Annotated in this window: 25 protein-coding genes; 14 read left to right on the forward strand and 11 right to left on the reverse strand. The window is 68.4% G+C overall.

Annotated features, from left to right (window positions below):
* Nucleotides 1–298 (reverse strand): RtcB family protein (locus tag NY1_RS10620; protein ID WP_174567171.1); only part of this gene is annotated, 298 nt, incomplete at its 3' end.
* A gap of 94 nt (nucleotides 299–392) precedes the next feature.
* On the opposite strand from NY1_RS10620, the gene NY1_RS42755 reads away from it, so the two are divergent.
* Nucleotides 393–1,040, forward strand: a complete 648-nt coding sequence (locus tag NY1_RS42755) for a DUF4190 domain-containing protein (RefSeq protein WP_157762148.1) — start codon at nucleotides 393–395, stop codon at nucleotides 1,038–1,040.
* A gap of 15 nt (nucleotides 1,041–1,055) precedes the next feature.
* Here NY1_RS42755 and NY1_RS42760 read toward each other — a convergent pair whose 3' ends face one another.
* Together NY1_RS42760 and NY1_RS10635 are read right to left on the reverse strand one after the other, a co-directional pair.
* Nucleotides 1,056–2,276 (reverse strand): glutamate ABC transporter substrate-binding protein, encoded by a 1,221-nt coding sequence (locus NY1_RS42760; protein ID WP_067710776.1) that lies wholly within the window; start codon nucleotides 2,274–2,276, stop codon nucleotides 1,056–1,058.
* 196 nt (nucleotides 2,277–2,472) lie between these two features.
* Nucleotides 2,473–3,027 (reverse strand): TetR/AcrR family transcriptional regulator, encoded by a 555-nt coding sequence (locus NY1_RS10635; protein ID WP_067710777.1) that lies wholly within the window; start codon nucleotides 3,025–3,027, stop codon nucleotides 2,473–2,475.
* 83 nt (nucleotides 3,028–3,110) lie between these two features.
* Here NY1_RS10635 and NY1_RS10640 point away from each other — a divergent pair, with 83 nt between their 5' ends.
* The 3 genes from NY1_RS10640 (at nucleotide 3,111) to NY1_RS10650 (ending at nucleotide 4,462) form a co-directional block, all read left to right on the forward strand.
* A complete protein-coding gene (locus tag NY1_RS10640; protein ID WP_067710778.1) occupies nucleotides 3,111–3,527 on the forward strand; it encodes a nuclear transport factor 2 family protein in 417 nt (138 codons plus the stop codon).
* Between the two features lie 114 nt (nucleotides 3,528–3,641).
* Nucleotides 3,642–4,094: a MarR family winged helix-turn-helix transcriptional regulator gene (locus NY1_RS10645; protein ID WP_067710779.1), complete on the forward strand. Its 453-nt coding sequence runs from the start codon at nucleotides 3,642–3,644 to the stop codon at nucleotides 4,092–4,094.
* Complete coding sequence (locus tag NY1_RS10650; RefSeq protein ID WP_067710780.1) at nucleotides 4,094–4,462, forward strand: DUF5313 family protein; 369 nt, start codon at nucleotides 4,094–4,096, stop codon at nucleotides 4,460–4,462. Before NY1_RS10645 ends, NY1_RS10650 begins: the two co-directional genes overlap by 1 nt.
* 3 nt (nucleotides 4,463–4,465) lie before the next feature.
* Here NY1_RS10650 and NY1_RS10655 read toward each other — a convergent pair whose 3' ends face one another.
* The 4 genes from NY1_RS10655 to NY1_RS10670 all read right to left on the reverse strand — a co-directional run bounded on the left by NY1_RS10655 (nucleotide 4,466) and on the right by NY1_RS10670 (nucleotide 7,850).
* The gene (locus NY1_RS10655) at nucleotides 4,466–4,873 is read right to left on the reverse strand and encodes a DUF4189 domain-containing protein (RefSeq protein WP_233434277.1); all 408 of its coding nucleotides are present in this window, start codon (nucleotides 4,871–4,873) and stop codon (nucleotides 4,466–4,468) included.
* An 86-nt stretch (nucleotides 4,874–4,959) separates the two neighbouring features.
* Nucleotides 4,960–5,919: a LipP1 family hormone-sensitive lipase gene (lipP1, locus tag NY1_RS10660; RefSeq protein ID WP_067710781.1), complete on the reverse strand. Its 960-nt coding sequence runs from the start codon at nucleotides 5,917–5,919 to the stop codon at nucleotides 4,960–4,962.
* 30 nt (nucleotides 5,920–5,949) lie between these two features.
* Entirely contained in the window at nucleotides 5,950–6,702 is a 753-nt protein-coding gene (locus NY1_RS10665) for an SDR family NAD(P)-dependent oxidoreductase (protein WP_067710782.1), read from the reverse strand.
* A gap of 20 nt (nucleotides 6,703–6,722) precedes the next feature.
* Complete coding sequence (locus tag NY1_RS10670; RefSeq protein WP_067710783.1) at nucleotides 6,723–7,850, reverse strand: LLM class flavin-dependent oxidoreductase; 1,128 nt, start codon at nucleotides 7,848–7,850, stop codon at nucleotides 6,723–6,725.
* A gap of 244 nt (nucleotides 7,851–8,094) precedes the next feature.
* Between NY1_RS10670 and NY1_RS10675 the strand changes: the two genes are divergently transcribed.
* The 7 genes from NY1_RS10675 to NY1_RS10705 all read left to right on the forward strand — a co-directional run bounded on the left by NY1_RS10675 (nucleotide 8,095) and on the right by NY1_RS10705 (nucleotide 14,081).
* Entirely contained in the window at nucleotides 8,095–8,850 is a 756-nt protein-coding gene (locus NY1_RS10675; protein ID WP_067710784.1) for a glucose 1-dehydrogenase, read from the forward strand.
* A gap of 13 nt (nucleotides 8,851–8,863) precedes the next feature.
* The gene (gene kstD / locus NY1_RS10680; protein WP_067710785.1) at nucleotides 8,864–10,591 is read left to right on the forward strand and encodes a 3-oxosteroid 1-dehydrogenase; all 1,728 of its coding nucleotides are present in this window, start codon (nucleotides 8,864–8,866) and stop codon (nucleotides 10,589–10,591) included.
* A 1-nt stretch (nucleotide 10,592) separates the two neighbouring features.
* On the forward strand, nucleotides 10,593–11,324 hold the full coding sequence (locus NY1_RS10685) for a glucose 1-dehydrogenase (RefSeq protein WP_067710786.1): 732 nt from the start codon (nucleotides 10,593–10,595) through the stop codon (nucleotides 11,322–11,324).
* 11 nt (nucleotides 11,325–11,335) lie between these two features.
* Entirely contained in the window at nucleotides 11,336–12,151 is an 816-nt protein-coding gene (locus tag NY1_RS10690) for an SDR family NAD(P)-dependent oxidoreductase (protein WP_067710787.1), read from the forward strand.
* 114 nt (nucleotides 12,152–12,265) lie between these two features.
* A complete protein-coding gene (locus NY1_RS10695; protein ID WP_067710788.1) occupies nucleotides 12,266–13,168 on the forward strand; it encodes an LLM class F420-dependent oxidoreductase in 903 nt (300 codons plus the stop codon).
* Complete coding sequence (locus tag NY1_RS10700) at nucleotides 13,165–13,518, forward strand: hypothetical protein (protein ID WP_067710789.1); 354 nt, start codon at nucleotides 13,165–13,167, stop codon at nucleotides 13,516–13,518. The genes NY1_RS10695 and NY1_RS10700 overlap by 4 nt, the downstream gene beginning before the upstream one ends.
* Entirely contained in the window at nucleotides 13,515–14,081 is a 567-nt protein-coding gene (locus NY1_RS10705; protein ID WP_067710790.1) for a Dabb family protein, read from the forward strand. Before NY1_RS10700 ends, NY1_RS10705 begins: the two co-directional genes overlap by 4 nt.
* Before the next feature lie 31 nt (nucleotides 14,082–14,112).
* Here the strand turns inward: NY1_RS10705 and NY1_RS10710 are convergent, their stop codons facing one another.
* Both NY1_RS10710 and NY1_RS10715 read right to left on the reverse strand, forming a co-directional pair.
* Nucleotides 14,113–14,529: a nuclear transport factor 2 family protein gene (locus NY1_RS10710; RefSeq protein ID WP_067710791.1), complete on the reverse strand. Its 417-nt coding sequence runs from the start codon at nucleotides 14,527–14,529 to the stop codon at nucleotides 14,113–14,115.
* Between the two features lie 97 nt (nucleotides 14,530–14,626).
* The gene (locus tag NY1_RS10715; RefSeq protein ID WP_067710792.1) at nucleotides 14,627–16,255 is read right to left on the reverse strand and encodes a FadD3 family acyl-CoA ligase; all 1,629 of its coding nucleotides are present in this window, start codon (nucleotides 16,253–16,255) and stop codon (nucleotides 14,627–14,629) included.
* Nucleotides 16,256–16,707: 452 nt separating this feature from the next.
* On the opposite strand from NY1_RS10715, the gene NY1_RS10720 reads away from it, so the two are divergent.
* Complete coding sequence (locus tag NY1_RS10720) at nucleotides 16,708–18,909, forward strand: pyruvate, phosphate dikinase (RefSeq protein ID WP_084534846.1); 2,202 nt, start codon at nucleotides 16,708–16,710, stop codon at nucleotides 18,907–18,909.
* Nucleotides 18,899–19,696: a tyrosine-protein phosphatase gene (locus tag NY1_RS10725; protein WP_084534847.1), complete on the forward strand. Its 798-nt coding sequence runs from the start codon at nucleotides 18,899–18,901 to the stop codon at nucleotides 19,694–19,696. Before NY1_RS10720 ends, NY1_RS10725 begins: the two co-directional genes overlap by 11 nt.
* A gap of 280 nt (nucleotides 19,697–19,976) precedes the next feature.
* Here NY1_RS10725 and NY1_RS42765 read toward each other — a convergent pair whose 3' ends face one another.
* Nucleotides 19,977–20,174 (reverse strand): hypothetical protein, encoded by a 198-nt coding sequence (locus tag NY1_RS42765; protein WP_067710794.1) that lies wholly within the window; start codon nucleotides 20,172–20,174, stop codon nucleotides 19,977–19,979.
* 132 nt (nucleotides 20,175–20,306) lie between these two features.
* Complete coding sequence (locus tag NY1_RS10735; RefSeq protein WP_067710795.1) at nucleotides 20,307–21,398, reverse strand: winged helix DNA-binding domain-containing protein; 1,092 nt, start codon at nucleotides 21,396–21,398, stop codon at nucleotides 20,307–20,309.
* An 84-nt stretch (nucleotides 21,399–21,482) separates the two neighbouring features.
* On the opposite strand from NY1_RS10735, the gene NY1_RS10740 reads away from it, so the two are divergent.
* Entirely contained in the window at nucleotides 21,483–22,340 is an 858-nt protein-coding gene (locus NY1_RS10740; RefSeq protein ID WP_233434278.1) for a family 43 glycosylhydrolase, read from the forward strand.
* Nucleotides 22,341–22,384: the final 44 nt, after the last annotated feature.

Genomic DNA, 22,384 nt, shown 5'->3' on the forward strand with positions numbered 1-22,384 from the left:
ACCGCAGCGAATGCAGATCATCCGGCAGATCGGGAGCCGTCAGCGAAGTCCGCACCGCTTCCATTCCGCACCCGATATCCACACCCACCGCAGCGGGAGCAACCGCATCCTTCATAGCGATCACAGATCCAACGGTGGCGCCCTTACCCAGGTGCACATCCGGCATGACCCGCACTCCGTACACCCACTCCAGGCGCGCGATATTCCGCAATTGCTGCAACGCGGCCGCTTCGACCTCGTGCTCGTGGGCCCACATGAGCGTCTGCGCTCGTGCTCCGCGCAGCTCGACGGGAAACATCGGCTGTCCTTTCTCTCTACTGCCACACACGGTAAGTGGCGGGATCGATCGAGCGCATGTGAATATTCGCTACGACGAACAGGGGAGTGCACACATGGACCTATCCAAAGGCGCCGAGCGGCAGCCGGACGCGCCGGACCGAATCATCAACCCGCTGGCGGTGATCGCGCTGGTGGCCGCGTTGCTGGGGATCATCCCGGTCGCGATCGTCTTCGGCGTGCTGGCGCTGCGCCATCGGGGCGGCCGTGGCATGGCGATCTCCGCGCTGGTGCTCGGGGCGCTCGAACTCGTAGCGGTACTCGGCTTCTTCGCGGTGCTGGTAGGCGGCAGCAACGACACGGAGTCGGCCACGGCCTTGCCGCGTATCGAAATAACCACGACGACAAGCACTTCGGTTGCACCCACCATCGAATCTACGGTGGTTCCCCCGCCACCCCCGGCACCGACGACGGTCGAACCCCCGGTGGTGACGACGACCAAACCGCCCGCCACGGTGGCTCAGGGCGCCACGTGCACCCGGGCGCAGGTCCGCAGCTTCGGGACGGCATCCGACGGCAGCACGCTGGTCTGCGCGTCGATGGGTAGCGCCAACCCACCCCGCTGGGTCGCCATGGCCGGCACGATCGCGCCCGGTGTGCACAATGCCGGCACCGCGTGCGATCCCGACACCCAGGCGGTGGGACGCGATTTCTCGGGGCTCGCGGTGATGTGCTCGCTCGGCACCTGGCAGAGCGGCCCGTAGCGGCCACTCAGGGGTTCACGGCTCCACGAAATCGGCTGCGAGGGAGCAGAGTTTCCATTCGCCGTTGCGGCGGACGAGGTTGCCGGTGTAGTCGATGTCCTTGAAGTAGTGGCGGTATTTTTCGGGGACGTTGGTGAAGGCTTCGTGGAAGACGAAGGTGGCGGTGTCGGGGTCGGATTGGGTGACGCCGGTGACGGTGTTGGTGAAGCCGGCGGTTTTTACTTCGGGGCCGAGGGTTTTGTCGTATTGGGGGGTGTAGGTGGTGACTATTTCGTCTATGGCGTCGGCGGTTTCGGGGCAGACGAGGGAGCGGAAGCCTTCCCAGTCGCGGGCGTTGGAGGTGGCGGAGATGGCTTTGGTGACGCGGACCAGGTCGGGGTCGAGGGTGGTGGGGTCGCCGGGGGTGAGGGGCTGGTCGGGGGCGTTGAAGACCACGGGGGCGGTGAAGGGTTTGGAGCCGGTGGTGACGAGATTGGCGGCCATGGTGCGGCGCCAGGTGCCGTCGGCGATCATGGTGCGAATGGCGGCGGTGATCTGGGATTGCAAGGCCAGATCGCCTTTTCGGACGCCGACGCCGTAGCGCTCACGGGTGAAACGATGGCCGACGACGCGCAGGGTGCCGGGGTGCTCGCGGGCGTAGCCGGCCAGGATGACGTCGTCGGTGGTGACGGCGTCGACGGTGCCGGAGATCAGGTCGGCGACGCATTGGGCGTAGGTGTCGCGGGTGCTGAGTCTGACATTGCGGGCGAAACTTCTGCGGATCTTCTCGGCGGAGGTCGAGCCCTCGGCGGTGCAGACGGTGCGGCCGTTGAGATCCTCGGGCCGCTCGATGCCGGTTTCGCTCTGCCGGACCAGCAGATCCTGCCCGGCGATCAGATAGGGCCCGGCGAAGGAGACGAGCTGCTGGCGGCCCGCGGTGATCGAATACGAGGCCACCACGAAATCGACTGTGCCGGAATTCAACAGCTCCTCGCGCTGCTCGGAACGGGCTTCCCGCCAGGTGATGTGCTCGGGCCGGACGCCGAGCCGGTCCGCGATGTAGACGGCGGTATCGACGTCGAAGCCGGTCGGTTTGCCGTCGGCGGTGCGAGTGGACAGCCCGGGCTGATCGAATTTGATGCCGATGGTGAGCGTGCGCGGCGGCGGCTGCGGGGCGGGTTCGGGTTCACGGTCCTGGGCGCAGGAAGCCACCATCAGTCCGGCCGCCACCGCGGCGCTGCGCAGCACACGCTTCATCGAATCTGATCTCCCTCACGTCGGCCGATCGGAGCGAACCCGGAAGCAGAGCAACGGCTCGGGCGCCGCTTCGGCAACCGCTGAGCACACGTGTGCATCAAAGCATCACCCGCGCCAAAACATGGGGGACATCGCCGAATCTCCGCGCAATTAAACCCCGGAGCCGAGGCAACCCGCAATTTCCTGGCGACCGCAGTTACCGGTGGCGCAGCCCGTCGGCGAGCACGGCGAAGGTGCGATCGCGCAGCCCGGGATCGGAGCCCGCCGCGTGCATGGCCAGGAAATGGCCCTGCAGCAGCGTCATGAGATCGCCGATGCCGATATCGGCGCGCACCGCCCCCGCGGCCTGAGCGCGCGAAAGCAGTTCGCCGATGGCGTCTTTCATGACGGCGGTCGGCCCGGCATAGGTGGCCGGATCATGCGGCCCGAGCGCGGCCGCCAGATCGCGTTTGGCCGCCCCCTCCATGACCATGCGATCCAGGAATTCGAAGAACGCCGCCCCGGGCTCCGCGCTGCTCGCGGCCGCGCGCGCCCGTTCGGCCATGCGCTCGATGCGATCCAGCATGGCCGCCTCGAACAGCGCCTCCTTGGTGGGGAAGTGCCGGTACACGGTCCCCGGCCCCACCCCCGCGCGTCGGGCGATCTCGTCCAATGGCACCGAAACCCCTTCGGCCGCAAAGGCTTCCTGCGCGGCGGCCAGTACGCGTTCGCGATTGCGGCGGGCGTCGGCGCGCAGGGGTCGTTCGGTCACCTCAGGAGCGTACCGCCCATTGACAACCGGGGCGCACGCCCCGAATATTAACCGGGTCATACGTTCCGTTTCTGGAGGCTCCCATGTCCCACCCCGTCGAAACCGCCCGTGACCTGGTCGAAAAGCTGTTCAAGGAACTCCCCGCCCGCGACGCCGATGCCTTCGCCGCGCACCTGGCCCCGGACGCCGTCTTCGAAATGCCGTTCACCGTCCCCGGCCTGCCCGAACGCCTCGAGGGCCGCGAGCAGATCCGCGAATTCCTCGCCGCCCGTTGGGGTTCCATGTCCAGCATCGAGGTGCACGGCATCCACCCCTTCGTGCACGAAACCTCCGACCCGGCCGTCTTCGTGGTCGAGAACGAGGTGGATGTGACCCGCCCCGACCGCGGCCGCGAGCAGGTGCGCTCGTCGGTGAACGTGGTGCATGTCCACGACGGCCTGGTGACGCTCTTTCGTGACTACATGAACACCGCGCGTCTGATGTCGCTGCCCCGCGACTGACCTGCAACGATCCCGCCCGGAATACTCCTCGCCCTCGAATAGTTAGTGCATGAAGTATTTGTACGCTAAGCTTCGGTGGCGAGGAGGTGTTTCGTGGAACCGGAAACAGAGGACATGCTGCGGCTGGACCGCCAGGTGTGCTTCGCGCTGGCCGTCGCCAATCGCGCGGTGCTGGCCGTCTACCGGCCGCTGCTGGAACCGATGGGCCTGACCCATCCGCAGTATCTGGTCATGCTGGCGCTGTGGGGCGAGTCCCCGATGTCGGTCAAGGCCATCGGCGAGGCCATTCAGCTGGATTCACCGACGCTGTCGCCGCTGCTCAAACGCCTGGAAGCGGCGGGGTTCATCACCCGGCGGCGGGCCGTGAACGACGAACGCAACCTCGTGGTCGACCTCACCGACGCGGGCCGGGCGCTGCGTAAGCAGGCGGAGAAGATTCCGCCGGCCGTGGTGGAACGGCTCGGTGTGACGCTCGCCGAATTGGAGGAACTGCGTGACGTGCTCACCCGCGTGAACGACGCGGCACGTCGCTCGGTGCTGCCGGAACCGCAGAAGGGATCTCGATAATGAAGCGCCCCAATCCGATTCAGTGGATCGGCTACGCCTTCGGCCGCAAACTCCCCGACCAGCTACAGGATTGGGTGCGCAACGACCTGACCGGCGCCTGGGCGGTCCCGCGCCATATCGTGCGCGGCCTGGTTCCCATGCTGCCGATCTTCGCGCTGTTCCTGCTGCTGCCCGGCGAACTGTGGTTGCGCCTGGCGGTGATCCTGCTCGGCGTGCTGCTGGCGGTGTTCTACATCGTCGCCTACATGCCGATGAATCGCGCGCACCGCCTGGTCCGGCACGGGCTGCCGGAGGACCTGGAGAACCCGCACCGGGCGAGCCGGCGGGCGGCCGAGCGCGCCGCTTACGAGGCGCGCTACCACCATTGAGCGCTAGCTGGTGCAGGCCGAGCTGACGACCTTGGCCGCCCGCGGCGACGCACTGCCGAGGTCGGGGAAGGCCGGGGCGCTCTCGCCCAGTCCGCTCACCGCGTTCTGTTCGGCTTCCTCGCGGGAACCCGCTGCCGCCCAGCCCCATTTGCCGTCCGCGCCCTGCGCGATGGCCCCGCACCCGGCGGTGAATCGGAATACGATCTCGCAGTCGTAGTTGGCGCAGTCGCGGATGGCCGCGGCGTCGGCCGAGACCTTGCCCGATCCGGTGGACACCACCGCGGTATTCCTGAGCTGGGATATCGCGATGGTGCCGAAGGACTGGCCCGCGGCCCCGGCGGTCCCGGTGGTGATGGTCATGGCCACGGCGGCGGTGCCGAGCACCGGCGTGAGAAGGCGTGCAACCGACAAGAGAATCCCTGACGTTTCATATGGACGAACTCCGGCGATGCTAACCGCTCGCCCTGTGAACCGGCTGGGAATTCCAGGCAAACGATTCAGCGGGCTTCCGTCGGCGTGCGCGTCAGCGCCTTGCGCAGCGCGGCGAAGGCGGAGGTATTGGCGCGCTGGGTTTCTCGCAGATGGAAGGCCATCGACATGAAGCCGTGCACGGTGCCGTTCCAGCGATGGATCTCCGCCTCGATACCCGCGTCGCGCAGCCGCTGACCGTAGGCCTCGCCTTCGTCGCGCAGCGGATCGAATTCGGCGGTGGCGATATAGGCGGGCGGCAGGCCGGACAGGTCGGCGACCATGGGATTGGCGTACGGATTGGCCTTGTCCGCTTCGGAATTCAGGTACTGCTGCCAATACCAGCGCAGGTGCGCCGCGGTGGTGAAATAGCCCTCGGCATTGTCGGTGTAGGAGCCGCTGTCGGTGGCGGGGTCCAGCATCGGGTACAGGAGCAGCTGGAAGACCACGTCGGGAATGCCGTTGTCGCGGGCCTGCAATGCGGCCACGGTGGCGAGATTGCCGCCCGCGCTGTCCCCGGCCACCGCGAGCCGGGTGGGATCGCCGCCGAGGGATTCGGCATTGTCGGCCACCCAGCGCAGCACGGCGTAGGCGTCGTCGGCGGCGGCCGGGAAGCGGGCGTCGGGGGCGCGGCGGTAATCCACCGAAATCACCATCACCCCGGCCGCATTGGCCATCATGCGGCAGAACTTGTCGTGACTTTCCAAGTTGCACAGCACGAATCCGCCGCCGTGATAGAAGACCACCACGGCCGGAGTCGATTCGGCATCGAGCGGCCGGTACAGCCGCACCGGGATCTCGGGGGCGTCGGCCGGTCCCGGCACCAGCCATTCCTCCACCGCCGCAACGGAAATCGGTTCGGCTTTGACGGCGGGGCGGGCGGCCAGGAAGGCCCGCGCGTCGGCGGCGTCGAGCACCTCGGTGCCCAGCGCCGGGAACGCCGCCGACGCGGCGTCCACGAACGTCTGCCATTCGGGGGACAGGGACATGACGAGCCTTCCTGAGTTGCCTTGCGGGAGTTACATTCCGCGCGGGATGAACTTGCCGGCGGCCAGGCCGCCGTCGACGGTCACCTCCGCGCCGGTGATGTAGGCCGAAGCGTCCGAGGCGAGGAAGGCGACCAGTTCGGCGACTTCCTCCGGCAGGCCGGTGCGCTCCAGCGGCAGGGTCGGGAAGCTGCCCGGGCCGGTGGTCAGATAGGGCACCATCGGGGTGGCGATGGGGCCGGGATGCACCGAGTTGACCCGGATCTGGGCGGGCCCGAGCTCCAGCGCGGAGATCTTGGACAGGCCGCGCAGCCCCCACTTGGAGGAGCCGTAGGCGGAGTGGTTCATCAGGCCCTCGAGCCCGGCCTGCGAGGAGATGTTCACGATGGAACCGCCGCCGTTCTCGGTCATGCCCGGCACCACGGCCTGAATGCCCAGGAACGCGCCGATCAGGTTGACCTTCAGAATCCGTTCCAGCTCATCGGGAGTGGTCTCCATGAGCGGCTTCATGATGTAGATGGCGGCATTGTTGACCAGCACGTCCAGCTTGCCGAAGGTGTCGACGGCGGTGTCGACGGCGGCCTGCCAGCTCTCGGCGTCGGTGACGTCGTGGCGCACGAAAACGGCGGCGTCACCGAGGGAGTCGGCCAGTTCCTTGCCTTCGGCTTCGAGCACGTCGGTGATGACGACCTTGGCGCCGCGCGCCACGAACAGGCGCGCCTCGGCCGCGCCCTGGCCGCGGGCGGCGCCGGTGATCAGGGCGACTTTGCCGGTCAGATCAGCCATTTCGGTTCCTTCTGTCGTTGCTACTTGTTACGGAAGTGAGGGATGACCTTCTCGCCCCACTGACGAATGGTTTCCAGGCACGCCTCTTGGGGGACCGTGCCCATCTGGATCAGGCACAGGATCTCGTCGGCCCCGGCCGCCTGCAGCTGCTCCACGTAGGCGATGGCGTCGTCGGCGGTGCCGTAGGCGTGCTCGGTATTGAAGATGGCGGTCGCGCCGGTCTTCACCGGAATCTTGGCTTCGTGCAGGTAGGCGACGTGCTCGGCTTCGGCTTCGCGCATCTGGGCGACGGCGTCGGCGGTGGGGTCGACGGCCTCGTCCGGGATGGGCCCCGCACCGTAGTAGTGCTTGATGGCCTGCGCGAAGAACCGCTGCCCACGTGCGCCGATCTGAATCGCCTGCTCGCGATCGTCGAGCACGATGGTCGGGCACAGCGCCGCGAAATGATCGTTGACGACGGTCGAGACGAACCGCTCCCCGGTACGCGCGGCGATCGCGTCGTCATAGATGCGCCGCAGTTCCGCGATCTCCGCCACGCCCGCGAAACCCAGTACCAGAGCACCGATTCCGTACTCCGCCGCGAGCTGCAGCGTGTCCTTCTTGGTGCACGCCATGAACAGCGGCGGATGCGGCCGCTGCACCGGGCGCGGCAGCAGATGGTGCGGCGAGATATCCAGAAGCTCACCGTGATACTCGAATTCGGCCTCGGGGTCCTGCCATGCGGACGCGATCATCCGCAGCGATTCCTCGACCTCCTGATAGGTCCGCGCCGGATCGACTCCGCACATGGAGGTTTCGACCTCGGTGGACCCGCGCCCCGCACCCAGATTCAGCCGCCCGCCGGACAGCACGTCCAGCATGGCCGCGCGTTCGGCCGCCCGCACCGGGTGATTGAAGTTGAACGGCATGCACACGACCCCGTGCCCGATGCGGACCCGCGAGGTCTTGGCCGCGACCCAGGTCAGGAAGATCTCCGGGGCGCTCATGTGCGCGTACCACTTGAGCCCGTGGTGTTCGACCGCCCAGACCGTGTCGAACCCCATCTCGTCGGCCAGCACGGCCTGCTCGACGGAGTCGCGTAAGACCTGTGCCTCGTGCTCGGCGGTCGGATCGGTCATCTGCGCTTCGAAGATCATCGAGAACTTCATCAGAGACTCCTGCTTCCGGCCGGTCCAGGCGGCAATGCCTAACCGAAATACTTCTGCACTCATACCGGCAGGTCATCGAGTTGTCTCAGTGGCCGGGACCACACCGTGCCGCCCGGTTTCCGCAGACTTACCGTCGGTTCCACAGCCACTTCCATCGCTGCGCCGAGCTGTACGCGCGGCGCAGGGTGTCGCGAGTAGGTGAGGCCCCGCGTCGGGCGATGGTGAATCGGAAGGACGGGAATCCGTGGGACAGCTGGACGGCAAGGTAGCCCTCGTCACGGGCGGTGCGCGTGGCATGGGCGCGGAGCATGTGCGGCGTTTCGTCGCCGAAGGCGCGCGCGTCGTGTTCGGTGATGTGCTCGACGACGAGGGCAAGGCCCTCGCGGCCGAACTCGGCGACGCGGTCGCCTACGTGCATCACGACGTGACCAGCGAAAGCGATTGGACCGCCGCGGTTTCCGCCGCGGTCGAGCGCTTCGGCAAGCTGGACGTGCTGGTCAACAATGCCGGCATCCTGCGGTTCAAGAAGATCGTCGACATGACCCTGGACGAGTTCCAGCTGATCATGAACATCAATCTGACCGGCGCGTTCCTCGGCATCAAGTCGGTCGCCGCGGCCATGACCGCGGCCGGCGGCGGTGCCATCGTGAACGTGTCCTCGGTCGAGGGCTTCGTCGGCGCGTCCGGGCTCTCCGCCTACAGCGCGAGCAAGTTCGCGCTGCGCGGGCTCACCAAGTCTGCCGCCCGGGAGCTGGGCCACTCGGGTATCCGGGTGAACTCCCTGCACCCCGGCGGTATCGCCACCCCCATGACCGCCGCTGTCGCGGGCGCGTCCGGGGTGGACGGCAATACCTTCTTCTCCGAATTGCCCATTCCGCGCTGGGGCCGGCCGGTCGAGGTCTCCGAGGTGGCGCTGTTCCTGGCCTCCGATGCCTCGAGCTATTGCACGGGCGGCGAATTCGTCGTCGACGGCGGCATGTTGACCAGCTGCGGCTACTAAGGACTGAACTCTCATGGAATTCGAATTCGACGTCGTGGTCGTGGGTTCCGGTGCGGCGGGCATGACCGCCGCGCTGACCGCCGCCTATCGTGGCCTGTCGGTCACCCTGATCGAGAAGAGCCACCTGTTCGGCGGTTCCACCGCGCGTTCGGGCGGCGGCATCTGGGTGCCGAACAATCCGGTGCTGCAGGCGGCCGGGGTGCCGGACAGCCAGACCATGGCGCGCACATATCTCAAAGCCGTTGTGGGTGACCGGGTCCCGGACGCCAAGCAGCAGGCGTTCCTGGAGCACGGCCCGGAGATGTTCCGCTACATCGGCGCTCGCTCCAAGTACTGGGAGTTCGCCTACGACCGCGGCTATTCCGACTATCACCCGGAGTACCCGGGCGGTCTGGCGCAGGGCCGCAGCATCGAGCCGAAGCCGATCGACGGGCGGCTGCTGGGCGGCGATCTGCACAAGATCAACAAGCCGACCATGTCCGCGCCCGCGGGAATCGCCATCACGGTCAAGGACTTCCACGACCTGAACATGATCGCGCGCACCTGGGCGGGCAAGAAGACCGCGATCAAGGTGGGCGCGAAGACCGCGCTGAACATGCTCAAGGGCGCGCTGCCGCTGAGCCTGGGCAAGGCCCTGGCGGCCCGGCTGTGGCTGTCGCTGCGCGACGCGGGCGTGCCGGTGTGGCTCAACACCCCGCTCACCGAGGTGATCGTGGAAGGCGGCGTGGTGGTCGGCGTCAAGGCCGAGCACGAGGGCCGCCCGGTCACCATCAAGGCCAAGCGCGGCGTGGTGCTGGCCGCCGGCGGTTTCGAGCACAACCTCGAAATGCGCGAGCAGTACATCGCCGGACCGCAGAACACTGCCTGGACCGTCGGCGCGACCGAGAACATCGGCGAGGGCATCGTGGCGGGCCAGAAGGCCGGCGGCGCGGTCGATCTCATGGACGACGCCTGGTGGGGCCCGTCCGTGCGCAACCCCGACGGCCCGCCGTTCTTCATGCTGGCCGAGCGCTCGCAGCCGGGCGCGATCGTGGTCAATGCCAACGGCGAGCGGTTCGTCAACGAGTCCGCGCCGTACGTGAACGTCGTGCACACCATGTACGAGGAAGAGGAGAAGGTGCCGGGCAGCATTCCGGCGCATTTCATCTTCGACCAGAACTTCCGCGACCGGTACCTGTTCCTGGGCAACTTCCCCAAGCGCCCGCTGCCGCAGAAGTACTTCGACGCGGGCATCATCAAGCAGGCCGACACCCTCGCCGAACTGGCCGCCAAGCTGAACATCCCGGCCGACAAGCTGGCCGCCACCGTGGAGCGGTTCAACGGTTTCGCGCGCGCCGGCCGCGACGAGGACTTCCTGCGCGGCGATTCGGCCTACGACCGCTACTACGGCGATCCGACCGTCAAGCCCAACCCGACCCTGGCCCCGCTCGAGCGCGGTCCGTTCTACGCGGTCGAGATGGTGCCGGGCGATCTGGGCACCAAGGGCGGCCTGGTCACCGACGAGCACGCCCGGGTGCTGGACGACCAGGGCAACGTCATCACCGGTCTCTACGCGGCGGGCAACAATTCGGCCGCCGTCATGGGCAACGACTACGCCGGCGCGGGCGCGACCATCGGCCCGGCCATGGTGTTCGGCTACATCGCGGCCAATCACCTGGCGGATCAGGAACCGGCGGAAGCGGTTTCGGCGGCCCCGGCCAAGCGCCCGGCCCGCAAGCCCGCCGCGCAGAAGGAGCAGTGACATGGGACGGGTCGATACCAAGGTCGTGATCGTCACCGGCGGCGCGCGCGGCATGGGCGCGGCGTTCGCGCGCAAGCTGGCGAGTGAGGGCGCGAAGGTCGTCATCGCCGATGTGCTGGTGGACGAGGGCGCGGAGCTGGCCGCCGAACTCGGCGACGGCGCGCTGTTCCAGGCGCTCGACGTGACCGACGAAAACGCTTGGAACGACGTGGTTTCCACGGCCGAGGCGACCTTCGGGCCGGTGTCCGGCCTGGTCAACAATGCGGGCATCGTGCACGTCGATCCGATCGAGAAGCTGTCGGAAGCCGACTACCGCAAGGTCATCGACGTCAATCAGGTCGGCGTGTTCCTGGGCATGAAGGCCGTGATCGGTTCCATGCGGCGCGCGGGCGTCGGGTCGATCGTGAACATCTCCTCGACCGGCGGGCTCATCGGCTACTCCAACATCCTCGGCTACGTGGCGTCCAAGTGGGCGGTGCGCGGCATGACGAAAACCGCTGCGCAGGAGCTGGCTTCGGACAATATCCGCGCCAATTCCGTGCACCCGGGCATCGTCGCCACCGAGATGGTCGCCGCCTCGGAGCGGTCCGCGAGCATCGCGAAGAACCAGCCCATCGCCCGGCCGGGCACCCCCGAGGAACTCGCCAACCTGGTGCTGTTCCTCATCTCGGACGAATCCTCCTACAGCACCGGGTCGGAATTCATCGCCGACGGCGGCTTCACCACTCAGTAAGGAACAGGCCCATGAAGGATTTCCGCGGCAAGGTCGCCGTCATCACCGGTGCGGGCGCCGGTATCGGCCGGGCGCTGGCCATCGAATTGGCCCGCAACGGCGCGCAGCTGGCGCTGTCCGGCCGCAATCTCGAGAACGTCGCCGAGACCGTGGCCCTGTGCGAGAAGGAAGGCGTCAAGGCCAAGGCCTACAAGCTGGACGTCACCGATCGGGCCGCGGTGTACGCGCACGCCGACGAGGTCGTCGCCGACTTCGGCAAGGTGAACATCGTCATCAACAATGCCGGCGTCTCGCTGACCGCCAATATCGAGGACGTCACCTGGGAAGACCTGGAGTGGATCTTCGGCATCAACTTCTGGGGCACCGCGCACGGCACCAAGGCGTTCTTGCCGCACGTGATCGCCTCCGGGGACGGGCACATCGCCAATGTGTCGTCCATGTTCGGCCTGGTGGCCTGCCCGAGCCAGGGCGGCTACAGCTCGTCCAAGTACGCCATGCACGGCTTCACCGACGCGCTGCGCCAGGAAATGATCATCGCGGGCCACAATGTGGGCGTCTCCTCCGTGCACCCGGGCATGATCAAGACCGAGATCGCCTGGAAGGCACGCGCTTCCGCCAACCGCGACCGGGACGCGCTGGCCGAGAACTTCGACCGGCTGGCCCAGACCAGCCCCGAGGACTGCGCCAAGACCGTGCTCGCGGGCATCCGCAAGAACAAGCCGCTCATCCTGATCGGCAAGGACGCCAAGGCGATGAACGTCATGCGCCGCCTGCTCGGCTCCGGCTACATGAAGCCGCTGACCGCGCAGATGCGCAAGGAGATCTAGGCTCCGGAGCCGCCGCGATCCGGCCCCGGACCTACGGCCGATAGCCCCGCATTCCAGTGCGCGGGGCTATCGGCCTTTGAAATCGGTCGTGGACAACAGAATTGGAGGTGCCTGATGCGTATCGGCATGCTCATGCCGTACCTGGACGGCTTGGTGACGTCGGGTGCGTTCCTGCGCGAATTCGCCGCCGCCGCCGAGGAATGCGGGCTCGAATCGATCTGGACCGTGGAGCACGTGGTGGTGGCGGACAATTACGAACCGCTCTACCCGTACTCACCCGACGGCAAGATGCCCGGCGGCGATCTCGGCGTGCCGATGACCGACCCCCTGGAGACCCTCGCCTTCCTGGCCGCCGCCTCGCGCACCCTCAAACTCGGCACCGCGATGGTGGTCGCGCCGCTGCACAGTCCGGTGGTGCTGGCCAAGCGGGCGGCGACCCTCGACATCCAATCCGACGGCCGCCTGCTGCTCGGGCTCGGAATCGGCTGGCAGAAAGAGGAATACGCGGCGATCGGGGCCTCGTTCGCCGATCGCGGCGGGCAACTCGACGACTGCATCGCGGCCATGCGGGCGCTGTGGACGCAGTCCCCGGCCAGCTACAGCGGTAAGCATGTATCGTTCGAGCGGCAGTTCTGCCTGCCGCAGCCGGCGAGGTCGGTGCCGATCGTGCTGGGCGGCAACAGCGCACCGGCAGTGCGCCGGGCGGGCAAGGTCGGCGACGGGTGGTTCCCGTACACCATCGGCTCCGAGGACTTCGCGCGCGGCGCGGACAAGGTGCGCGAGATCGCCACGGCGGCAGGACGTTCCGGGGACGCCGTGGAAATGACCATCTGGCCGGGGTCGTTCGACTTCGTGCGCGAGTTCGAAGCCGACTACGTGCGCCCCTACGTGACCGCCGGGGCGAGCCGAATCGTGCTGACCCCGCCCATTTTCGGGCCGGAATCGCTGCTGAACGGCGTGGAATCGCTGGCCGGGTACGTGGAGCGGTACCGCAACGACGTGGTGGCGAAGCTGTGAACGCGGTCCGCATTCTCGATCGCGTCGTGCTGCCCGCCGATCGCGCCGATGACTGGCTGGCGCGCTGGCGTGCCGACTACGTGCCGGGCGCGACCGCGCGCGGTATGCGGGATCCGCAGGTGTGGCGCGAGCATGCCGGGGCGGATTCGGTTGCGTGGCAGATCATCTGGGAGCTGCCGGGGATCTACGACTTCTACGGTATGCGCGGGATGGCCGGCGCCGATGCCGCGGTGACCCGGTTCTGGGCCGAGACCGACGCCGTCGCGCTGGCGCGGGAACGGCATGTGCTGGCCGCGCAACAGACCGTCGATGCCGCACCGGCGGCCGTCGAGACGGAGGTCCGGGCATGAGTCGCTGGATAGTCCTGAGCCCGCTCCCCGGCGGCGAACCCGAACTGACGGCCCGCGCGGCCGCCGCCACCGCCACGCCGGGCGTCGCGCACTGCTCGGCCGGAGCCGAATTGCCCGGCAGCACCGGCGGTCTCGGCGCGGTGTGGGATCTGACCGCGGATATCGCACCGGTGCAGGCGCTCGGCGAACTGCCCGACGGCGCGCGGGTGGTGCCGCTGTCCCCGGTCAACTCCCGCATCGCCCGCCTCCCGCACGAGCGCCGGGTGAAGCGGACGCTGCTGCTCGGGGTGCGGCCCGGCACGCCGTCGGAGGTGGTGCAACGCTTCGAAGCCGACCTGATGGCCATGCCCGCCCACATCGCCGCCATAAAGTCCTGGGCCCTGAGCCGGGTGGCTGGCGACGACCGGTTCACCCATGTCTGGGAACAGGAATTCGCCGATCCCGACGGGCTCAACGGCGACTATCTGCTGCACCCGTACCACTGGACGCATGTGGACAGGTGGTTCGACGCCGAGATGCCCGGGTCCATCGTGCGGCCGGAAATCGCGCACCTGTACCGGTAGGCGGACGGGCCGGTGCTCGGCGTCTGAGCGCTCAGGCTCCCGCGGCCTCGCGCTGCAGCTGCGCGGTGGCCTCGGCGGTGATCTGCTCGAACCGTTCGCCCATGCGGGCGGCCAGGGCGTTCGCCGCCGACAGCGGGCGGACCATCACCATCAGTTCGTCGATCTTGCCGTCGGCGTCGAAATGCAGGAAGTCACAGCCGGTGAGCTGTTTGCCGTCGACGGTGGCCTCGAAGACCAGGGCGTGATCGCGGCCGCCGGCGTCGGCGATCTCGCGGACGTAGCGGAAGTTCTCGAACACCTGGATGACCGCGCGCAGGATGGCCGCGGTGATGGCCTTGCCCGGATACGGCTTGAAGGCCACCGGGCTGGTGAAGACCACATTGTCGGCCAGCAGCGCTTCGATGGCGGCTTCGTCGCGGGCTTCCACGGCGGCACGGAAGGGATGCATCGGGCCCCACCTCTCATAGTCAACTAATTGCATATCCAGGGTGCACGCTAGCGCCGGATCGCGGGGATGCCAAGACCCCCGCGATCGGTGCACGCGTTCAGGCCGGATTGCGCAGCTGACCCTTGAGCACCTTGCCGCCCGCATTGCGCGGCAGCTGGTCGGTGAAGACGATCTCGCGGGGCACCTTGTAGCCCGCCAGTTTGTCCCGGGACCATTCGATGATGGCTTCCGCGATGGCCTCGGCGTCATCGATGCCGGTCTGCGGGACCACCACCGCGCGGCCCACCTCGCCCAGGCGCGGGTCCGGTACGCCGACCACCGCCACATCGCGAATATCGGGGTGCTGCAGCAGGATTCGCTCGATCTCGGCGGGATAGGCGTTGAAGCCGCCGACGATGAACATGTCCTTGAGCCGGTCGGTGATGCGCAGGTAGCCGTCCGCGTCCAAGGTGCCGATATCGCCGGTGTGCAGGTAGCCGTCCGGGTCGATGACGGCGGCGGTGGCCTCCGGATCGTCGAGATAGCCGAGCATGACATTCGGGCCCTTGACGGTGATCTCGCCTTCCTCGCCCGGGGCGACCGGCGTGCCGTCGCGGGCGGTGATGCGGATCTCGGTGCCGGGCAGGGCTTTTCCGGCCGTGCCCGCGACCAGCTCGGTGGGCGCGGCGGGCGGGCACACCGTCACCACGCCGATCGACTCGGTGAGGCCGTAGGCGGTGAAAACGTAAGGAACGCCCAGCTCTTCGCGAATCCGGTCCACCAGTTCGGCGGGGACGGTCGCGCCGCCGGTGCCCGCCAGGCGCAGTGAGCCGAGCATGAAGTCCGAGCGGTCGGCGTGCAGCAGATCATCGAAAAGCGTTGGGGGACCGGCGAGTACGGTGATGCGCTCGTTCTCGATCAGGCGCAGTACCGCGCGGGTCTCGAAACGTTCGATCGGGACCATGGTCGCGGTCTTCAGCAGGCAGGCGATGATGCCCGCCTTGTAGCCGAAGGTGTGTGAGAACGGGTTCACCAGCAGGTAGCGGTCGCGCGGGCGCAAGGTGACCGCGTCGGCCCAGGCGGCGAAGACCTCCAGGGTCTGTTCGTGGGTGGCCAGTACGCCTTTCGGCGCGCCCGTGGTGCCGGAGGTGAACAGGATGTCGGAGATGGCGTCCGGGGCTACGGACTCGCTGCGTTCGCGCGCGTACTCCGGCGGGACCACCGTGCCCGGGGCCAGGAAGCCCTGCCAGGAGCTGATATCCCAGTCGTCGATGCTCTCGCCCGGCGAATCGTCCAGCAGGATCAGATGTTCCAGCTCGGGCAAGGTCACGCTGTGCTCGGCCAGCATGGCCGGATAGTCGACGCCCAGGAACTCCTGCACCGTGCACACCGCCTTGGCGCGGCTACGGCACAGCACCTCGGCCGTCTCCGCCCCGCGCAGCCGGGTGCTGATCGGCACCAGCGTCGCACCGGCCCCCAGCATCCCCAGCGCGGCCGTGATCCACCGAATCCCGTTGGGCGCCCACATGCCCACCCGGTCCCCGGCCTCGATGCCCGACGCGATGGCCGCCCGGGTCACCGCACCGACCTCCTCGGCCAGCTCGGCGAAGGTGAGCCGCCCCGCCGGCCCGGCGATGGCCACCGCCTCCGGATACCGTCGCGCCCGATCCGCCAGCAGGGCCGGAATCGTCACGATCGGAGCAGCCGCCGGATGCCTGCCCGTGGCTGCCGCATGCCGCCGATCCATGGGAACATCCTGCCGCACCCACCCCCGCGCGATGCCCCTTTTCCCAGTGCCATCCCGCTGACCGGGCGTGCCTGCCCGCCGCTCCGCGGCTTCAGCGCACGGCTCGGGAGCCGCCGGTTTCGTACGCCTGCCGGCGGTTGGGTGCGGAGCCGAATTCGGGCGTGCCCGGGGAGTTACCCCGGTCGGTACGAAATCGGTTGTCGAGTTGGAAACGTTCGTGATTTGCCGGTTCTGGTTGTCGGGCCGGTGATTTCTGCCGGTCCCGCATATACCGGCTCGGCATATGCGGGTTCAGGGTTCCGCTGATCGGGACGGGGGTTGGGGCGGGAGGGTGACTCCGGGCACGCTCGTTGTAGTGGTCCCGGTGGTGGGACGGATATGCCCGGCCGGCCGCCGGAACGGTGCGGCGGACGCTGGAGCGGTTGATGAATCCAAGACCTCGGAGGAGTGACATGAGCGCGGGAGCGGAGCTAGCGCAGCGACCGGTGGCCGACGCCGTCACCGTCGTCGAACTCGACGGTGCCTGCAAGCTGTCGCGCGAGAAGATCGGCGGCAAGGCGTGGAGCATCAATCACATGCGGGCGCTGGGATTGCCGGTGCCGCCGGGATTCGTGATCACCACCGACGCGTGGGCCGATTACACGGTACGCGGGGAGATCGCGGCGGAGATCTGGGCGCAGGTGCGGGCCGGCATCGCCATGATCGAGGCCGGGACCGGGCGGCGATTCGGGTCGGCGGAGCGGCCGCTGCTGGTGTCGGTGCGTTCGGGTGCGGCGATCAGCATGCCCGGCATGATGGACACCGTGCTCAACCTCGGCATGACCGACGAGGTGCAGCGGGCGCTGGCCGATGAGACGCGTAATCCGGCCTACGCCAACGACACTCGGGAACGGTTCGTGCACCAGTACCGGGAGACGGTGCTCGGCGACGCGGCCGGGACGGTGCCGGCCGATCCGTGGGATCAGCTGCGCGGGGCCGTCGAGGCGGTGTTCCGGTCGTGGGATTCCGCCCGCGCCAAGACCTATCGCGCGCATCGCGGCGTGCCGGACACGCTCGGCACCGCGGTGACCGTGCAGGCCATGGTGTTCGGCAATCTGGACGAATTGTCCGGCACCGGTGTGCTTTTCAGCCGCAACCCGAACACCGGCGAGGGTCCCGTCTACGGTGAATGGCTGGTCGGCGGGCAGGGCGAGGACGTGGTCTCCGGCCGCCTCACCCCGCGCCCGCTCGACGAGCTGGCCGCCACCCAGCCCGCCGTGCACGCGCCGCTCATCGCCGCCGCGCAACTGCTGGAGCGGGACGGCCGCGATCTGCAGGACATCGAGTTCACGGTCGAATCCGGGAATCTGTGGCTGTTGCAGTCGCGTCCGGCCAAGCGTTCCGCGCGGGCGGCCGTCCGCACCGCCGTCGCCATGGTCGAAGAGGGCCTGATCACCGCCGCCGAGGCGCTGCGCCGCCTCACCCCCGAGCAGGTGCGCGAAGTCCTGCGCCCCGCCTCCGGTGACACCGCCGGACTCGAGCCCCTCGCCCGCGGCGAATCCGCCTGCCCCGGACTGGCTTCCGGCATCGTGGTCACCGACCCGAACGAGGCCGAGGCGCGCGCGGAAGCGGGCGAGGACGTCATCCTGGTGCGCCCCACCACCAGCCCCGACGACCTGCACGGCATGATCGCCGCCCGCGCCATCGTCACCGAATTGGGCGGCGCCACTTCGCATGCCGCACTCGTCAGCCGCGAACTCGGTCGCCCCTGCGTGGTCGGCTGCGGCCCCGGCGTCGTGGCCGCCCTCACCGGCAAGACCGTCACCGTCGACGGCGGGGCGGGCCTGGTACTGCTCGGCGAAATCACCGCCAACCCGGTCGAACAGTCCGTACTAGACGACGTGCGCCGCCTCGCCGACTGGGCCGGCGTGGACAGCGAGCAACTCGCCGCCGCCCTCGAAAACCGCTCCGCCGATGCGGCCGAGGCGAACGGCAACGCCGCCAGCTCCACCACGGGACAGGCCGATGCCGCGGCCGATCTGGCTGCATCCGCGCCTGCTCCCGTCACCGAACTGGCCGTGCTGCGGTTGGTCGGTATCAAGGGGCGGGTGAAGGCCGACAATCTGGCCGCCAGCTTGTTCGCCGAGGTTGCTGAAATCGATTCGTGCTGTGCCGATCTGGTCAGCGCTGGGCTGGCCGCGGCGACCCCGGCCGGGTTCCGCCTCACCCCCGAGGGGCGGCCGCGTTTGGAGCAGTTGCTCGCCGCGGAGCGCGACGGTATCGACCATGCCGCCGTCACCGCCGCCTACGACGAGTTCTGTGTGTACAACGCCGATCTCAAGGTGATCATCACCGACTGGCAGATGAAGGACCCGGCCACCGTGAACGATCACGCGGACGCCGAGTACGACGCGGGTGTGCTGGCGCGGTTGAACGCCACGCACGCGAGCCTGCGCCCGCTCATCGCCCGTATCGGCGGTATCGCACCGCGGCTGTCCGGCTACCTGGCCCGGCTCGATCGCGCGGTGGAGAAGATCGCCGAAGGTGATCACACCTGGGTGGCCCGCCCGATCATGGACAGCTATCACACCGTCTGGTTCGAGCTGCACGAAGACCTGATCGGCCTGTGCGGCCTGACCCGCGCCGAGGAAGCGGCGGCCGGCCGTGCCCACTGATCCCGTGACCTCCGCTCCCCGCATTTCGCACAACCCGGCAGCGGGCGAGCGTTGGATCGAGTTCGCCCAGATCGACAATGTGCGCGATCTGGGCGGGCTCCCCGTCCACGGCGGCGGCACCACCCGTTTCGGCGTGGTGTTCCGCTCCAGCACCCTGCAACAGGCCACCCCCGAGGACCTGGCGCACCTCACCGAATTCCTCGGCCTGCGCACGGTCATCGACCTGCGCCTGCCCGACGAGGTGGAGCGCGAGGGCTACGGCCTGATCGCTGACGCGAACCTGAACATCGCGAACCTGCCGATCCGCAAGTCCCCGCAATCCTCCCTGGCCGCAAGGGATCTGGTCCCCGACAAGACCCGCGTAGACCTCACCGAACTCTACGGCCAGCTCCTCGCGGGCAGCACCGAGCACATCGTCGAAGCGGTCCGCCTCATCATCGACCCCACCCAGCAGTCGGTCCTGTTCCACTGCGCCGCAGGCAAAGACCGCACCGGCGTGCTCGCCGCCGTCCTGCTCGACGCGGTAGGCGTCCCGTCAGCCGCGATCGCCGACGACTACGCCCTCACCAACCTGCGCATGCAGCGCGTCCGCGACCGCCTCGACGCCCTGCCCTCCTACGAGGGACTCCCGCAGGCCAACACCGGCATCCTCGCCGTCACCGCCGAAACCATGCTCCGCTTCCTGGAGAACCTGCACGCGGAACACGGCGGAGCAGCCGAATGGCTACTGGCGCAGGGGCTTGCGGAAGCCGAACTGGAACAGCTCCGCCGCGCCCTGGTGGCCTGACGTTCGGCACCGCGGCGCTCCCTGGCAGCGCGGCGCGCCCGGCACTGCGGCGCTGCCTGGCACTGCGGCGCGCCCGGCACCGAGGCGCTCCCAGGCACTGCGGTGCCGCCCTCGTCATCCCGGCATGCTTTAGCCGGGATCCACACCCCAGCGAACCGTGTGGATTCCGGCCAAAAGCACGCCGGAATGACGGAGGGGAGCGGCATCCGGAGGGCGCATGGAGTTCCGCTGAGACTGCTGGCGGTGTTCCGTCATTCAGCGCCGGACCAATTGGGCTACGTCAGGCGAGTGTTTTCCCGTAGCGCGTACCGCATTCCCGGCACTGCCAGCGCGGTGAGTCGCCGTCGATGCAGCAGCCGCCCAGCGCGACCTCGCCCAGCTCCTCGAGCTCCATGAGCTCCGGTGTCGGAAACCCGTACCGGATTTCGTGTGCGCCCGAACCACATTCGGGGCAGGGTGCGTCTTCTGCTGCGGTCATGGCGCGAGCGTATCCAGACCGCTCGCGGGCCGCATCGCATTATGGTGCGGCCGGTTCCACCGTGCCGGGGCGGTCCGGCATCGGAGTTGACCGGGGCTGTTTCCGAGCATGGCGATGCCGGGGCCTTCGGTATCAGTGGGGCGCGATGACGATCTCGGCCTCGGCATCGGTGGTGATCACCGGCAGCAGGCGGGCGGCCTCTGCGATCACGTCGGCTTCGTCGGCTGCGGACAGGGGATGCCACGGGGTGATGCGGAGGGTGGAGCCTTCGAGATCCCAACGGCCGTGGACGAATCCGTCGACCAAGTACATCGGGACGCCCGCTGAGGCGATCTTGTTGATCCGGGCGCGGTCCGGGTCGCTGATGATGCGGCGGCGGTCCTGGTGGCCGAGGGCGGAGTTGTCGAAGGCGGGCAGGAAGCGGACCGGGGCGGGGAGGTCCGGGTCGGCCAGGGGGGCGTCGGGGAGATCGAAGAGTTCGCGGCCGGATTCGTCGTGCAGGACTCGGAGTCGCGGTTGCAGGCGCGTCATCACCTCGGCGAGACGGGTTGTGCCGGACCAGTTCTGGACATCGGCCACCGTGGCGGGACCATAGGCGGCCAGGTATCGGAGGATCAGGGTTTCCGGCTGTGGGGTGTCCAGGACGGGTACGCCCAGCCAATCCTCGGCGAGCGAGACCGAGACGCGGCGGTTGCTCCAGCCGCCCCAGGTCCCGGCCGCGGCGTCGTGGATCAACGGCAGCATGACGCCCACGGCGTAGGCCAGGCGGCTGGGATGATCGGTGGGGAAGGTCGCGGCGAGCAGCTTGCCGAGTTCGGCGCGGGGGAGGGTGCGCCCGGCGAGGAGTTCGGTTCCGGCGGTGGCCAATTCGTCGTGGTTCACCCCGTCCACCGCCTCGCGGAAGTACGCGGCTTGCAGCGCCGAACCGGGCACCGGCCGGACGGTGGGGTACATCCAGCGGAAATCCGCGGCGGTGGCCAGGTGCACGGTGCGACGGATCATGGTGGCGCGCACCACCGTTCGATCGTCGAGCAGCTTCGCCAGCTCCTCGTGCCGGAACCCGGTCAGGCGCGTCCACAGCCCCACGTACGGCCAGTTCGGTTCCTGTCCCTGCACGGCCACCAGGTGCTGGATCAAATCCGCCGCGGGCATATCGCTGCGTTCCAGCAGATGCTGACGCAGCAGCAGGGTGCGGTTCAGGGCGCGCAGCGAGATTTCCGTCATGCGCCCAGTCTGCGACCGAATTAGGTCTGTTCCTGTCCTAGTGGTGGGAGCATTGGATGTTGTCGCGAGGAGACGGAGGTCACCGTGCAGCAGCCGTTGCGGGCCGGGGAATTCAGGCGCATCTACGATCCCAGTGAACCGGGTGAACGCTGGTATATCAACGACCACACCGTGATTTGCGGACCGGACGACCGCTGGCACCTGTTCGGCATCACCCATCCGGAACCGGCCGACCCGTTCGACGAGCACGAGTTCGCGCACGCGACCGCCGAGCGCCTGCACGGTCCCTGGACCAAGCACCCCTCGGTGCTGACCGCCTCCGCCGCGCACGGCGAGACGCACCTGTGGGCCCCGTTCGTGGTCCGCCACGGCGCGCGCTACTTCATGTTCTACGACGGCGGGGGCGCGGATCGCACCGCCACCGGCATGTATCTGGCCGTGTCGCACGACCTCTTCCACTGGCAGCGCCACGGCGACGGCCCGCTCTTCCGCGACGGCTACGACGCCCGCGATCCCATGGTGCTGCGCCTGGGCAATCGCTGGGTCATGTACTACTGCGCCACCCGCAAGGCCGCCGGCGGCAATCACGTGGTCGCCTACCGCACCAGCACCGACCTGGTGTACTGGAGCCAGCGCAGCGTCGCCTACACCGATCCCACCACCGGCACCGAAGCCGGCAATACCGAATCGCCCTTCGTGCTGCGCCACGACGGGCACTGGTATCTGCTCATCGGCCCGCGCCCCGACTACGACGGCACCGAGATCTTCCGCAGCGACAACCCGTTTCGCTTCCATCCGCAGGACCTGGTCGGCCGCATCCACGCGCACGCCGCCGAGGTGATCGAGGCCGACGGCCGGCTGTGGGTCACCACGGCGGGCTGGGACCGCGGCGGCGTGGCGCTGGCTCCGATCTTCGCCATTCCCTCCCGGCGCAATCTCTGAGCTGGGATTCTTGAGACGGAAGTCCACCCAGTGCGGGGAGGCAG

Source organism: Nocardia yamanashiensis NBRC 100130 (assembly GCF_001613325.1).
Classification (GTDB): Bacteria; Actinomycetota; Actinomycetes; order Mycobacteriales; family Mycobacteriaceae; genus Nocardia; species Nocardia yamanashiensis.